This is a genomic window from Pseudoduganella sp. jia 12 (genome assembly GCF_055502675.1).
This window is the reverse complement of record NZ_JBUXKP010000020.1, coordinates 61,562-75,419: the sequence shown is the minus strand read 5'-3', so window position 1 is coordinate 75,419 and position 13,858 is coordinate 61,562. Positions and strand designations below refer to the sequence as shown.

The following is a 13,858-nucleotide window of genomic DNA, read 5'->3' as shown; positions in this document are numbered from 1 at the left end:
GCGTTGCAGCCCATTGGCGCTGCCGCAGCGGTGCTGGCGGGGACAGCCACAACGCGGACAGGGTCCGCGGCCAGCTGCTTGCTCGATCAATACGAAACAGTTCGTACACGACGACAGCGTGTCGAGCCAGGCCCGCAAGCTGTCCGCCTGCTGATCGCTCAATGACTCACGGCGCAGTATGTCGAACAGCCCGGCAAAGCTCGCGGTGTCCATCGCCCCTCCTCGGCATGAGTTACCTCAACGAAGAGTAAGACAGTGTCCGGTTCGATTAGTTCGCAGATCTAACGCTGACAGCGCCTTGAAACAACGCCGGAACGAATCGCGTTCTGCTGCAATGGCGGGCACCCCGGCGGGGTGCCCGCTTTTTCACAACGCCGGCATCAAGCGGCCGCGCCGGGGCGCAACTGCTCGAGCAGCACGGTGGCGGTTTCGGCCGACGAACCCGGGTTCTGCCCCGTGACCAGCAGGCCGTCGCGCACGACATACGATGCCCAGTCGCCGCCGCGCGAATAGATGCCGCCCTTGGCCTTCAGCTCGTCCTCGACGAGGAACGGCACCACGTCGGTCAATCCGACGCCGGCTTCCTCGGTATTCGTGAAGCCGGTCACCTGCTTGCCCTCGACCAGCGGCCGGCCATCCTGGGTGCGCACGTGGCGCAGCACGCCCGGTGCATGGCAGACCAGCGCCACCGGCTTGCCGGCCGCCAGGAACGCTTCGATCAGCGCGATCGAGTGGCGGTCTTCGGCGAGGTCCCACAGGGGGCCATGACCGCCCGGGTAGAACACCGTGTCGAAGTCCGCCTGCGACACGGTGTCGAGGCGCACGGTGGCAGCCAGCTGTGCGACGGCTTCGTCATCGGCCTCGAAGCGGCGCGTGAGATCGGTCTGGAATTCCGGTTCGTTGCTTTTCGGGTCCAGCGGCGGACGGCCGCCGGCGGGCGAGGCAAGGACGATCCGCGCGCCGGCATCCTTGAACGCGTAGTACGGTGCCGCCAGCTCTTCCAGCCAGAAGCCGGTCTTGCGACCCGTGTTGCCGAGCGTGTCATGGGAGGTCAGGACGATCAGGACATTCATGGTGTTTCTCCTAAAGTAGCGCTCGCCAGTAGACCAGTCGTCTACGGTCGGGCCAAAAAAACACTTCGCGAGGAAGTGCGGTAACTGCCAGCCCGCTTCAGCGGACTGGACGAAGAATCTGCCCGGTCATTATCAGGGCCGTTTCAAATGGCTGCATGGTGCGCTCGATCTTGACGAGCAGGCTGGCGCCGAGCCACAGCTGGTACAGGCTGGCCGCCACATGCGGCGCATCGCCATCGATCGCCAGAGAGCCTTCTTCCACACCCGCGGCAATCGCCTGCGCCAGCCTGCCGACGATGCGTTCCGTGCCATGCCGCAGCACGCGCCGCATGGCATCGGACAGGTCCGCCACTTCCGCGCCCAGTTTCACCGCCAGGCACTTGCCCTGGCAATTGTCGAACGACTGCGACGCTTGCCACGATTGCCAGTACGCCATCAAGCGCTGCGCCATCGTCGAACCCGGCTGTTGCAAGGTCCGGTCGAGCTCGGCCAGGTAATCCTCGAAATATTGTTCGAGCATGGCTTCGCCGAACGCATCCTTGGAGCCGAAGTAATGGTAGAACGACCCCTTCGGCACGCCCGCCGCCGTAAGGATTTCGTTCAGGCCCACCGCCGAGTACCCCTTGCCGGCCATGATGCGCTGGCCAGTGGCCAGGAGATTCATCCGGACTTCGGAGGTTTGGTGGGCAGTGGCCGTGTTCATGGGACCTACTTTAATTCAAAACCGACCAGTCGTCTAGTGATTTCTTTCTTGCTGGCGCTAGAGGGATTCTTCCTTGCCAAACCCTCCTCCATGCGCCAGCATGCCGATTTTTCAATGGGGCTCTCCCGATGAACCTGTGGTTTCGCCTGCTCTTCCTGCTGATCAGCACACCCTTCCGCCCGAAGCTGGCCGCGCCGCACGGCGTCTCGCGCCTGAAGTTCCGCGTGTGGTTCAACGACCTCGACACGAACGGCCACGTGAACAACGGGCGCTACTGGACGCTGTTCGACCTGGGCCGCACCGACATCATGCTGCGCATGGGCCTGCTGGGCGCGGTGCTGAAGAACAAATGGACGCCCATCGTGGGCGGCGGCGCGATCCGCTTCCGGCGCGAGCTGCGGCTGTTCCAGCCTTTCGTGCTGGAGACGCGGATCGCGGCGTGGACGGACAACCGCGTCGTGTTCGAGCAGCGCATCCTTGCCGACGGCGACGTGGTAGCGACGCGGGCATTGGTGCTGGCCGGACTCTACTCCCGCAAGGCGCGGGGCTTCGTGCCGATCGACACGATCTTCGGTAGTGTGGGCGTGACGGGCGTGCAGTCGCCGCCGATCGACGCCGCCGTGCAGGCGATGCTGGACCTGGATGCGGCGATGAAGCTGAGCGCCGACTGAACCGCGCTTTCAGGCCAGTGCTTTCAGGCCAGCGCTTTCTGCGCCGCCTGCCATCCCCACCACGATGCTTCCTCGAACACGGAAAAACCCGACAGGTCCGCGTGCGCGAACAACACCGGCCCTGCGGCATCGCGCAGCGCCTGCAGGCCAGCATTGGCCAGGAACCCCGGCAACGGCGCGGCCATCGCATGGGCGCGCAGCGTGATGTCGGCGCGCTGCACGCAGCCATCGAACGCGCTGCCGTAGGCGGCACGCAGGTCGACGGTGGCCAGCGCCAGCAGCTCCTCGGGCGACGCGGACTGCATCCACGTGCGCGCCGCGACCGGATCGCGGTCGGCCAGCGCCACGTAGCTGGTGAACACGGTTTGCGCGGGGGGCTGCTGGCGGATGTCCTGGTGCGTGGACACCACATAGCCCAGGCCCTGCGTGCCATGCACCACGTTGTCCCACGATAGCGGCGCCTCGGGCAACTCTTCCGGAAAGCGGTCCAGCAGAAAATTCGTCACGAGCCATGGCGCGTACACCGGCATGTGCCGCGCCGGATCGAAACCGTATTGCGCGATATCCTCGACCACGCGGCTGGCCACGAACAGCGGCATCGCGCAAATGACCTTGCGGGCGCGGACCAGGACAGTGCGCGGCTTGCCGTTCTCCAGCACGAAGCACAGCGCTTCGGCGCGTCCGTCGACCTGTTTCACGGTGGCGGCCGTGCCGGCCATGCGCCGCGTGCCGGTCCGGGCGGCCAGCTTCTCGGCCAGCGGCTGCAGGCCGCCGGGCCATGTGAGCCAGGCGCCCCCTTCCGCGTTGGATGCTTCGCCTCCGCGCGCGCAAAAATAATGCAGGCCGGCCCAGGCGGAAACGCGGTCGATGCCGGTGCCGTAATCGTCGCGGCAGCAGTAATCGAGATACCACAGCAAGGTGGGCGCCCGGTAGTTGTTCTGCGCCAGCCAGGTTTTAAAGGTGATCGTGTCGAGCCGGCGCCAGGCCGGGTCGGTGGACGCATGCGCGGCCGGCAGCGTGAAGACCTTGCGGCGGTCGGCACCGCGCATCGCATGCAGCTTTTCCATCTCGGCGGAAAAGCGCGCATGCTCGGCCAGTTCCGCCGACGGCACGCCGGCGCGCGGCATGACACCCTCATGCCACTTGCCGCCGTACAGCAGCCGTTCGTGGGGCGCGTGCAGGATCAGCTTTTCATCGTAGTGCGGCTTCGGGCCGTAGGGATCGCGCGTGATGATGCCCAGGTCGTACAGCAGGTGCCGCACGTGCAGGCACTCCTGCGGCGGGATCGGCAGGTAGTGCGCGCCGGTCGGATACGCCAGCGGTCCATAGGTGCCGCCGGCGGCGTTGCCGAACGGCTCGGGGCCGTCGACCATCAGCACATCCTTGACGCCTTCGCGGTGCAGCTTCCATGCCGCCGTCAGCCCGGCGATGCCGGAACCGAGGATGGCGACGTCGGCTTCGACGACGTCCGAAGGCGGCGGCAGGGCCTGGCGGTCGCGCAAATAATGGCCTTCGGCGCGGCCGGGGTAATGCAGCTCGGGCTTGATTTCGTGCCAGCGCGCCCAGGCGGCAATGCCGGCGGCAGCGGCGGCGCCGCCGGCGCCCAGGGCGGCGGTCCAGCGCAGGAATGAGCGGCGTTCCATCGTGTCCTCAGCGTGTTCTCGACTTGGTGTCAGCGTACCCTCAGCGTATCGTGTTGCGCCAGTCCTGTTCGAACTCGTGCACCAGCGATTGGGTGTTCAGGCGATTCGGCGCCATCTTCAGCGGTTTCATGTCGGGCGGGAAGCTGAACATGGCGGCCGTGGTGGCGCCATTCAGGAAGCGCATCGGCAGGCGGTAGGCATCGGGCGGCGTGAAGGTGCCCTGCGGCGACGCCAGGATGAAACCCCATTCGCCGAACGACGGCACGTAGGCATGGTAGGGATACGTGCGCAGGCCCACTTCGCGCAGCGTGGCATCGATGGTCCAGTAGGCATGCGGCGCGAAGAACGGCGACGTCGATTGCACCACCACCAGGCCATTGGCCGCCAGGTGGTGCTTGAGCATGCTGTAGAACGGCACGGAATACAGCTTGCCCAGCGCGAAACTGGACGGATCGGGGAAATCGACGATCACGGCATCGAACATGTCCCGGGTCTCTCGCAGCCACACGGCCGCGTCGGTATTGATCACCTCGACGCGCGGGTCGGACAGCGCTCCGTGGTTCAGGGCGGCCAGTTCGGCGCGCGTCGTGAACGCGGCCGTCATTGCCGGGTCGAGGTCGACCAGCGTCACGTGCTCGATGTTCTTGTAGCGCAGCACCTCGCGCGCCGCCAGGCCGTCGCCGCCGCCCAGCACCAGCACCCGTTTCGCCCAGGGCAGCCGTTCCAGCGCGGGGTGCACGAGCGCCTCGTGATACCGGTATTCGTCGCGCGACGAGAACTGCAGGTTGCCGTTGATGTACAGCCGCGTGTCGTCCTTCCAGCGGGTGATCACGAGCCGCTGGTAGGGCGTGCTGGTGGCATACACGATCTCGTCGCCGAACAGCGCATGTTCGCCGAAATGGGTGAGGCGGTCGGCACTGGCAAAGCCGAACGACAGCGCGGCCAGCACGGCACAGGCGCGCAAGGTGCGGCCGGCCAGGTGCGTCAATTCGGCGCGGAACACGTAGATGGTCCACAGCGCCACGCCGATGTTGAGCATGCCGAACAGGTAGCCGGTGCGCACCAGGCCGAGATGCGGCGCCAGCACCAGCGGGAACAGCAGCGATACGGCCAGCGCGCCCAGGTAGTCGAACGTGAGCACGCGGCTGACGATGTCGGCAAACGCGGTCTGGCGCGCATTCAGCGCGCGCATCACCAGCGGCACCTCCATGCCGACCATGGCACCGATCATGAATACCAGCACGTAAAGCAGCAGCCGGAACGGCGCGGCCGCCCACGAGAACGTGAGGAACAGCAGGGCGGCGGAGACGCCGCCGATCAGGCCGATCGCCAGTTCGATGTCGACGAAGCGCGCCAGCACATGCTCGTCCTTCACGTACTTCGACAGGTGGGCGCCGACGCCCATGGCGAACAGGTAGCAGCCGATGATGGTGGAAAACTGCAGCACCGAATCGCCCAGCAGGTAGCTGGCCAGTGCGCCGGCAATCAGTTCATACGCCAGGCCGCACGAGGCAACGACGAACACGGACAGGATCAGAATCTTTTTGGTCATTGGTCCGCGACTGGATTATCATGTTTCTCTGTCTACAAGTCGGTACTATAAGCCATGTTCGCTGTTGCCAACTACGTGATCCACCTGTGTATCGCGGCCGCGCTGCTCGCGGTCTTCTTCAAGGCCTACACGTGGATGACGCCGTACGATGAAGTCCACCTGATCCGGGAAGGCAACCATGCGGCGGCATTGTCGCTGGGCGGCGCACTGCTCGGCTTTTCGCTGACGATCGCATCAAGCCTGCTGCATACCCGCAATTACCAGGAATTCTTCGCGTGGGCATTCGGCGCGATGGTCGTGCAGGCGCTGGCTTACGCGGTGACCACGCGCGCGCTGAAGATGGCCCGGGACCAGATCGAATCCGGCAACAGCGCGTTCGGCGCCCTGCTCGGCACCATTTCCCTTTCCATCGGCGGCATCAACGCCGCCTGCATTTCCTGAAGGAGCCCATGATGGGTATCGGCAGCTTTATCAAGAAGCAGTTCATCGACGTCCTGCAGTGGAACGAGGACCAGGAAGGCGTGCTGGCCTGGCGCTACCCGATGCAGGATTTCGAGATCCAGAACGGCGGCGTGCTGGTCGTGCGCGAATCGCAGGTGGCGGTGTTCGTCAACGAGGGCCAGATCGCCGACGTGTTCGGCCCGGGCACGCACAAGCTCACCACGCAGACGCTGCCCGTGCTCACCAACCTGAGGAACTGGGACAAGCTGTTCGACGCGCCGTTCAAGTCGGATGTGTATTTCTTCAGCACGCGCGTGCAGACGGGCCGCAAGTGGGGCACCACGCAGCCCGTGACGATCCGCGACAAGGATTTCGACATGATCCGCGTGCGCGCCTTCGGCATGTATTCGTATCGCGTGACGGATGCCCGCAAGTTCTTCACAGAGATCAGCGGCACCCGCGAAGCCTACACGCGCGACGAGGTGGAAGACCAGCTGCGCGGCATCCTGCTGGCCACCATGGCCAGCTCGATCGGCGGCTCGAACGTGGCCTTCCTCGACATGGCGGCCAACCAGGCGCTGATGGCGCAGGAAATCAAGGGCGACCTTGCCGACGCGTTCGCGCGCTACGGCATCGGCCTCGATGAATTCAACGTCGCTTCCGTGAGCCTGCCCGAGGATTTGCAGAAGGCGCTGGACGACCGCATCTCGGCCGGCATGAAGGGCGGCCTCGCCGCCGACAAGATGGCCGGCTTCACGCGCTACCAGACCGCCACCGCGATCCCGCTGGCGGCGCAGAACGAAGGCGGCATCGCCGGCATCGGCGCCGGGCTGGGCGCCGGCGTGACGATCGGCCAGGCCATGGGCCAGGCGGTTGGCGCCTCCCTGGCGCCCGTCGCGCCGCAGGCGGCGCCTTCTCCGGTACCCGCCGCACCGGCCGCACCGGCCGAGGATTCGATCGAAACGCGCCTGCAGAAGCTCAAGGGCTTGCTGGACAAGGGCCTGATCTCCGCCGCCGACTACGACAGCACGAAGGCCGAGCTGCTGAAGAAGCTGATCGGCTAGGCGTTGCTGACCCTTTCCTGCCCCAGCTGCGGCGCCGAGGTGCGCTTCCGCTCGCACGCGGCCGTGATGGCCGTGTGCGAGTACTGCCGCACCGGCGTGCTGAAGGACCCCGGCAGCGTGGGCGACCTGGGCAAGATCTCCGACGTGCTGGAAGACTATTCGCCGATCCAGCTCGGCACGTCCGGCACGTGGTCCAGCCGCCCGTTCACGGTGGTGGGGCGGCTGCAGCTGCGCTATGACGACGGCTTCTGGAACGAGTGGTACCTGCTGTTCGACGATGGGGGAACCGGGTGGCTGGGCGATGCGTCCGGCCAGTTCACGATGACCGCAGCCGAGGATGCCGCCGGCCCCGTGCCCGCCTTCGCGGATCTGCGGCCAGGCGGGCACGTGACACTGGCAGCCCAGCGCTGGACGGTGGCGGACGTGCGCACCGCCCGCTGCACCGGCGGTCAGGGAGAATTGCCGTTCCGCGTGGGCGAGGGCTGGCAGGCTAAGGTGGCCGACCTGCGTGCCGGCAGCGCCTTCATGACGCTCGATTATTCCGATGGCGAACAGCCGATGGTCTACGCCGGCGGAGCCGTCAAGCTGGACAACCTGCACCCGCAGCTGCTGCGCGACGACGCGGAGATCGCGCGCACCGCCGGCCGCTTCCGCGGCAAGGTCGCGGCGCTCGATTGCCCGGCATGCGGCAGCGGCATCAAGTACTTGCCGGGCATGACGGCGAACCTCGTGTGCCCGGCGTGCAGCGCGCAGCTCGATGCGGCCAGCCCGAAGGTCGCGGTGCTGCGCGCCGGCGAACGGCTCGATGCCGTGCCCGTCACGCTGCCGCTGGGCACCGAGGGCACGCTGGGCAACCAGAAGCTCACCGTGATCGGCGTGATGCGCCGCGAGGATGACGAAGGCAGCGCGTGGACCGAATACCTGCTGTATGGCAGCCGCGCCGGTTTCACGTGGCTGGTGGAGACGGACGAGGGCTGGCAGCGCTCGGAAGTGCTCGACAGCTGGCCGGACTGGCGCGACGGCTCGGCCGTGCTGAAGAAGACAACGTACCGGCGGCTGTACCAGTACCCGGCGCGGGTGACGTTCGCCGCCGGCGCCTTCAACTGGCGCGTAGCGGTGGGCGACATAACCCAGGTCGAGGAACTGCGCAGTGGACAATCGATGCTGGCGGTCGAACGCACGGAGAATGAAATCTCCTGGTCGCGTTCCTCTCCCGTGGCATTCGACCAGCTGCACATGTGGTTCCCCACGGTATTCAAGGGCAAGCCGAAGGAGCCACTGCGCCCGCCGGGCAAGCTGACCTCGGGCACCCGCTACCGCGATGCGGCCCGCATGCTGATCATCGTCACGGGCGTGATCAACGCGATCCCGCTGATCGCCAACTTCGGCGGCACGTTCGCCTACCCGGTGCTGGCCGCGCTGGCGCTGTACCTGCCGGCCGTTTTCCTCGACGATAACGATAAAGCATGAAAAAGTTCTGGATCTACGGGATCGCGGTGGTCTTCGTTTCGACCGTGCTCAGTTGGACCAATATGGGCCAGAGCAGCGGTGGCAGCAGCGGCTATCGCAGCGGCGGTTCCTCGTGGTCGTCGCATACGGGCAGCGGCAGCTGGGGTGGCGGCGGAGGCCACAAGTGAACACACGGGTGAGCGACGAGGCGAGCCACTACAAGGCCGAGGGAACCCATCTGCTGGCGGACCTGTCCGGCGTGGCGCCGGCCCTGCTGACGAGCTGCATCCGCATCGAGCAATTGCTGCGCGCCGCAGCGGAAGCGGCGGGCGCGCACATCCTGCACAGCCATTTCCACGGCTTCGGGCCAGGGCTTGGCGTGACCGGCGTGGTGCTGCTGGCCGAATCGCATATCTCCATCCATACGTGGCCGGAACAGGCCTTCGCGGCCGTCGACATTTTCATGTGCGGCGCCGCGGTGCCCCAGCGCGCCCTCGACGTACTGCGCACCGCATTGGCTCCCGCGCACTGCCGCGTGCGCACCGCGCAACGCAGCCCCGTTGACGAAATCGTCAACGGGTGACAAACTTGTTTCCCTGTTAACCCTGCCAGAAGGAGATACCCCATGAAAGCCACGGACATTGCCTTCCTGCCGGCCATCTGACGCCAGGGTTACCGCTTCTTTCTTCCGGTGTTCCCTCGGCGCCTGACGCGCCGGCCCTCCCGTTTCAACGTTGCCGCCCGAAGCCGTGTGCTTCGAGCCGGCCTGTGCCCGCGCGCGCCACGGGCGATGAATTCATGGGAACACCATCATGTCGAATTTCGCATCCGACGCCTTACGCCTCATCGGACTGAACAACCTTACCGCCGCCCGTCTGGCGGCACTGTCCTTCACGGACACGATGCGCCCGATGCGCATCGCCGCCATCCACGGCGAATGGATCACCGTGCACGACGGCCACGCCGGCCACGCCGGCCAGCAGGCTCGCGCCCTGCCCCGCCTGCTGGCCAGCCTGGCCGGTGACAACGACACACTGGCCGTCGGCGACTGGGTCGCCGTCGACGCCCTGGCCGACGAGCTCCGGATCGCCGCACGGGCCGACCCGCTGACGCAGGTGGCCCGCCGTGCCAACGATGGCCGCCGCCAGGTATTGGCCAGCAATATCGATACGGCCTTGCTCGCCATGGGCCTGGACCTTGATTTCAACCTGCGCCGGCTGGAACGGTATATCGCCGTCGTGCAAAGCGCCGGTATCGCGCCGGTGGTCGTGCTGACCAAGGCGGACCTTGCCGAGGATGCCGACGAACGGGTCGCCGACGTGGAGCGCCGGCTGCCTGGCGGCATTCCCGTGATTGCGCTGAATGCCTTGAGCGATGCCGCGGCCGGTTCGCTGCAACCGTGGCTGGGGACGGGCCAGACGCTCTGCCTGCTGGGGGCTTCGGGCACGGGCAAATCGACGCTGACCAATACGCTGGCCGCCACCGGCCTGGAATCGGCAATTAAAACGGGCGGCACGCGCAAGAGCGATGGCCGCGGCAAGCATACGACCACGGCACGCTCCCTGCACCGCTGCGCCAATGGTGCCTGCATCATCGACACGCCGGGATTACGCACCTGGCGGCCGGACGCGGATGAAACGACGCTGTCGGCCACGTTCGACGATATCGCGGCGCTGGCCCTGCACTGCCAGTTCCGCGATTGCCGCCACGAGCTGGAACCGGATTGCGCCGTGCGCGCGGGCATCGACGCGGACCGGCTGGCCAATTACCACAAGCTGTTGCGCGATGCGCGGCGCGGCGAGCAGACACCGCTGGACCGGATCGCCGCGCGCGCGAAATGGAAAGCGATCAGCAAGGCCGTGCAGCGGCACATGCGGGAGAAAGGCAAGCAGTAAGCGTGCGCAGGCAGTAAGCAGCAGGCAGTAAGCAGCAAGCAAGCATGCGCCGCACGCGCCAGGCGGCAGGGCCGGCGCCTGGCGATGCTACTTTTCGCGCAGCGTGGCTTCGATGTTGTTGCCGTCGAAATCGAGGATATAGGCGCTGTAGTAGTGCCCCGAGCCGACGCGCGGGCCGGGCGGCCCATGATCCTCGGCGCCGTGTTCCATCGCGGCGGCGTAGAACCTGTCGACGGCTTCGCGATCCGATGCGGCGAAGGCGATATGCAGCGGCGCGTTGCCGGCCTGGTGGCCGGCCCGCCAGTAAGTGGGGATCTCGGAGCCCAGCCAGATGAACGGCTGGCCTCCCTCGGCCGCGTAAATGGCCCAGTCCATGTCGGTTTCGGTGCGACGGATCCCCAGCGGCGCGAGGCAGGCGTCGTAGAGCGCCGCGCTGCGCGTGAAGTCCGTCACGACAATACCGAGATGATGAAACATGCGCTGCTCCTGAAGTGAGAGAGTCCAGCCTATCACCCTTGAATGCATGCAGGCGCGCACGATTGACTTTCGGTGGCCGCCGGCCCCGTCGCATGTCAAGGTGGAGGTACGCTGTTGCAGCAATGAACGCTCGGTTACACTGTCGGCTTCTGTTTTCCACATTCATCGCCATGCGTCGCTTCGCCCTTCTTGCCGTTCCCCTGCTGCTGGCCGTCACGGCCTGCGGCAACGATTACCAGCCCGAACAGCTCTACCTGGCCACGAGCCCCGATTGCCGGGAATGGGTGGATGGGTCCACGTTCAGGTTGCCCGAAGGGGTCAGCGTTGCCGCCACCACCCCCGTCACGGTGAAGGAAGGTAGCGCCGAGTTCGGCATCGTCTATCTGGTGCCGCGCGCCGGCAGGGTGGAGTTCGTCACGCGTGCTTTCAACATCACCCAGCCCAAGGGCGCGACGATCGCCAAGGCCAAGGTGCTCAGCTACTACCAGCGCGGCACCAACAACCGCGCGGAAATGGTGGAAGTCATCACCAATATCCCGGCGCTGCTGTTGCCAGTTGCCACGGCAGACGTCACCCAATGGCGCATCCGGCTGGGCGTCGACGGCGGCCTGCCGCAGCGCTTCGACCTGGTGCTGTCGGACGTCATCATCGCTAACGAACGCTACCCGGTGCGCACCTTCACCTATCGCTGGTTCCCGGAACGCAAGGCCTACGGGCTGTGCCGCTGAGAACGCCGACAGCCACGCGCCAGGCAACTATTTCCAAAAACCGGGGACTGTCCCCGTTCTGAGGAAACTTTTCTCGATATTGAGCAGGCAGGCTTGCCAGTGCCCCGATAGGCATCAGGCTGCTTCTCAATGTCGAGAAATATTGCTTTAAAAAGGGGACTGTCCCCAGTGGTTCCCAGTGGTTTTTTAGTAACGGTACAGGCGTAAAAAAGCAGCCCGAAGGCTGCTTTTTCATGGGCGGGGCAAAGCTTACTTGCCGCCGCGTGCGCGCAGTTTTTGCAGGGCTGCCAGCTGGCCGATGGCCGCTGCCAGTTCGGCCTGCGCTTTCGCGTAGTCGATGCCGGTCTTGTTGTTGGCGAGGCTTTCTTCCGCCAGCTTCTTGGCCTCCTGGGCCTTGGCTTCGTCCAGGTCGCCGCTGCGAATCGCGGTGTCGGCCAGGACCGTCACGGCGTTCGGCTGCACTTCCAGCAGGCCGCCGGCGACGAAGACGAACTCCTCTTCCGACTTGCCTGCAACCTGGATGCGCACCGCGCCCGGACGGATACGGGTGATCAAAGGCGTGTGCTTCGGGTAGATACCCAGCTCGCCCTGCTCGCCCGGCAACGCGACGAACGTGGCTTCGCCCGAGAAGATCAGCTCTTCCGCGGACACCACATCGACGTGAATTGTGTTTGCCATAATTATCCTATCGGTTTGAACGGCCCCGCCCCCGTTCAGGGGCGGAGCGCCGCATCAAATCAGCCCAGCTTCTTGGCTTTTTCGATGGCTTCTTCGATCGTGCCGACCATGTAGAACGCCTGCTCCGGCAGGTGATCCAGTTCGCCCGAAGCGATCATCTTGAAGCCCTTGATCGTGTCCTTCAGCGAAACGTACTTGCCCGGTGCGCCGGTAAAGACTTCGGCGACGTGGAACGGCTGCGACAGGAAACGCTGCATCTTACGTGCACGCGATACCAGCAGCTTGTCTTCCGGTGCCAGTTCGTCCATGCCCAGAATCGCGATGATGTCGCGCAGTTCCTTGTAGCGCTGCAGCGTGCCCTGCACGGCGCGGGCCGTGTCGTAGTGGTCCTGGCCGACGACCAGCGGGTCCAGCTGGCGGGAGGTCGAGTCCAGCGGGTCCACTGCCGGGTAGATACCCAGCGAGGCGATGTCACGCGACAGAACGACGGTGGAATCCAGGTGACCGAAGGTCGTCGCTGGCGACGGGTCGGTCAAGTCATCCGCAGGGACGTACACGGCCTGGATCGACGTGATCGAGCCGGTCTTGGTGGACGTGATGCGTTCCTGCAGGCGGCCCATTTCCTCGGCCAGCGTCGGCTGGTAACCCACGGCGGAAGGCATACGGCCCAGCAGTGCGGACACTTCGGTACCGGCCAGCGTGAAGCGGTAGATGTTGTCGACGAAGAACAGCACGTCCTTGCCCTGGTCACGGAACGATTCCGCGATGGTCAGGCCGGTCAGTGCCACGCGCAGGCGGTTGCCCGGCGGTTCGTTCATCTGGCCGTACACCATGGCCACTTTGGAGTTGCCCAGGTTGTCCAGGTCGACGACCTTCGCATCGGCCATCTCGTGGTAGAAGTCGTTACCTTCGCGGGTACGCTCGCCCACGCCGGCGAACACGGACAGACCCGAGTGCGCCTTGGCGATGTTGTTGATCAGTTCCATCATGTTGACGGTCTTGCCCACGCCGGCGCCGCCGAACAGGCCGACTTTACCGCCCTTGGCGAACGGGCACACCAGGTCGATCACCTTGATGCCGGTTTCCAGCAGGTCTTGCGACGGCGACAGCTCGTCGTAGGCCGGCGGGGTGCGGTGGATCGACGCGGTCTGCTCTTGCGAGACAGGGCCACGCTCGTCGATCGGGTTGCCCAGCACGTCCATGATGCGACCCAGGGTGCCGTTACCAACTGGAACCATGATCGGATTGCCGGTGTTCTGGATGGTCATGCCGCGACGCAGGCCGTCGGAAGAACCCAGCGCAATGGTACGGACAATGCCGTCGCCCAGCTGCTGTTGAACTTCCAGGGTCAGCTCGGAGCCAGCCATTTTCAGCGCGTCAAAAACCTTAGGCATCGCGTTGCGCGGGAACTCCACGTCCACCACGGCGCCGATACACTGAACGATTTTGCCATCAGCCATTTTCGTTCCTTCAAATATAGTTAA

At 65.5% G+C, this 13,858-nt stretch carries 15 protein-coding genes and 1 pseudogene; 8 read left to right on the top strand and 8 right to left on the bottom strand.

The features are described 5' to 3' along the window. From ACY65G_RS29430 to ACY65G_RS29420, 3 genes and pseudogenes are all read right to left on the bottom strand, one after another. Positions 1-213: pseudogene (locus ACY65G_RS29430) on the bottom strand (IS1595 family transposase); the annotation flags it as partial. A 167-nt stretch (positions 214-380) separates the two neighbouring features. After that, entirely contained in the window at positions 381-1,073 is a 693-nt protein-coding gene (locus ACY65G_RS29425) for a type 1 glutamine amidotransferase domain-containing protein (protein ID WP_465000829.1), read from the bottom strand. A 97-nt stretch (positions 1,074-1,170) separates the two neighbouring features. Further along, a complete protein-coding gene (locus tag ACY65G_RS29420) occupies positions 1,171-1,776 on the bottom strand; it encodes a TetR/AcrR family transcriptional regulator (RefSeq protein ID WP_465000828.1) in 606 nt (201 codons plus the stop codon). Positions 1,777-1,904: 128 nt separating this feature from the next. Between ACY65G_RS29420 and ACY65G_RS29415 the strand changes: the two genes are divergently transcribed. After that, complete coding sequence (locus ACY65G_RS29415) at positions 1,905-2,447, top strand: acyl-CoA thioesterase (RefSeq protein WP_465000827.1); 543 nt, start codon at positions 1,905-1,907, stop codon at positions 2,445-2,447. A 23-nt stretch (positions 2,448-2,470) separates the two neighbouring features. On the opposite strand, the gene ACY65G_RS29410 is transcribed toward ACY65G_RS29415, so the two are convergent. Further along, positions 2,471-4,090: an FAD-dependent oxidoreductase gene (locus ACY65G_RS29410; protein WP_465000826.1), complete on the bottom strand. Its 1,620-nt coding sequence runs from the start codon at positions 4,088-4,090 to the stop codon at positions 2,471-2,473. 40 nt (positions 4,091-4,130) lie between these two features. Beyond that, positions 4,131-5,642 (bottom strand): polyamine aminopropyltransferase, encoded by a 1,512-nt coding sequence (locus tag ACY65G_RS29405; RefSeq protein WP_465000825.1) that lies wholly within the window; start codon positions 5,640-5,642, stop codon positions 4,131-4,133. A gap of 54 nt (positions 5,643-5,696) precedes the next feature. Here ACY65G_RS29405 and ACY65G_RS29400 point away from each other — a divergent pair, with 54 nt between their 5' ends. The 6 genes from ACY65G_RS29400 (at position 5,697) to rsgA (ending at position 10,491) form a co-directional block, all read left to right on the top strand. Beyond that, complete coding sequence (locus ACY65G_RS29400; RefSeq protein ID WP_465000824.1) at positions 5,697-6,083, top strand: DUF350 domain-containing protein; 387 nt, start codon at positions 5,697-5,699, stop codon at positions 6,081-6,083. An 11-nt stretch (positions 6,084-6,094) separates the two neighbouring features. Next, on the top strand, positions 6,095-7,147 hold the full coding sequence (locus ACY65G_RS29395; protein ID WP_465000831.1) for an SPFH domain-containing protein: 1,053 nt from the start codon (positions 6,095-6,097) through the stop codon (positions 7,145-7,147). Between the two features lie 3 nt (positions 7,148-7,150). Further along, positions 7,151-8,617 (top strand): DUF4178 domain-containing protein, encoded by a 1,467-nt coding sequence (locus tag ACY65G_RS29390; RefSeq protein WP_465000823.1) that lies wholly within the window; start codon positions 7,151-7,153, stop codon positions 8,615-8,617. Then, on the top strand, positions 8,614-8,784 hold the full coding sequence (locus ACY65G_RS29385; protein ID WP_465000822.1) for a hypothetical protein: 171 nt from the start codon (positions 8,614-8,616) through the stop codon (positions 8,782-8,784). The genes ACY65G_RS29390 and ACY65G_RS29385 overlap by 4 nt, the downstream gene beginning before the upstream one ends. Then, positions 8,781-9,179 carry an adenosylmethionine decarboxylase gene (gene speD, locus ACY65G_RS29380; RefSeq protein WP_465000821.1) on the top strand — a complete coding sequence of 133 codons (399 nt, stop codon included), beginning with the start codon at positions 8,781-8,783 and terminating at the stop codon, positions 9,177-9,179. Before ACY65G_RS29385 ends, speD begins: the two co-directional genes overlap by 4 nt. A gap of 229 nt (positions 9,180-9,408) precedes the next feature. Then, complete coding sequence (gene rsgA, locus ACY65G_RS29375) at positions 9,409-10,491, top strand: ribosome small subunit-dependent GTPase A (protein WP_465000820.1); 1,083 nt, start codon at positions 9,409-9,411, stop codon at positions 10,489-10,491. Positions 10,492-10,578: 87 nt separating this feature from the next. On the opposite strand, the gene ACY65G_RS29370 is transcribed toward rsgA, so the two are convergent. After that, a complete protein-coding gene (locus ACY65G_RS29370; RefSeq protein ID WP_465000819.1) occupies positions 10,579-10,968 on the bottom strand; it encodes a VOC family protein in 390 nt (129 codons plus the stop codon). A gap of 170 nt (positions 10,969-11,138) precedes the next feature. Here ACY65G_RS29370 and ACY65G_RS29365 point away from each other — a divergent pair, with 170 nt between their 5' ends. Then, a complete protein-coding gene (locus ACY65G_RS29365) occupies positions 11,139-11,696 on the top strand; it encodes a hypothetical protein (protein ID WP_465000818.1) in 558 nt (185 codons plus the stop codon). Between the two features lie 249 nt (positions 11,697-11,945). On the opposite strand, the gene ACY65G_RS29360 is transcribed toward ACY65G_RS29365, so the two are convergent. Both ACY65G_RS29360 and atpD read right to left on the bottom strand, forming a co-directional pair. Further along, a complete protein-coding gene (locus ACY65G_RS29360) occupies positions 11,946-12,374 on the bottom strand; it encodes a F0F1 ATP synthase subunit epsilon (RefSeq protein WP_465000817.1) in 429 nt (142 codons plus the stop codon). A 59-nt stretch (positions 12,375-12,433) separates the two neighbouring features. Further along, positions 12,434-13,834, bottom strand: a complete 1,401-nt coding sequence (atpD, locus tag ACY65G_RS29355) for a F0F1 ATP synthase subunit beta (RefSeq protein WP_465000816.1) — start codon at positions 13,832-13,834, stop codon at positions 12,434-12,436. Positions 13,835-13,858: the final 24 nt, after the last annotated feature.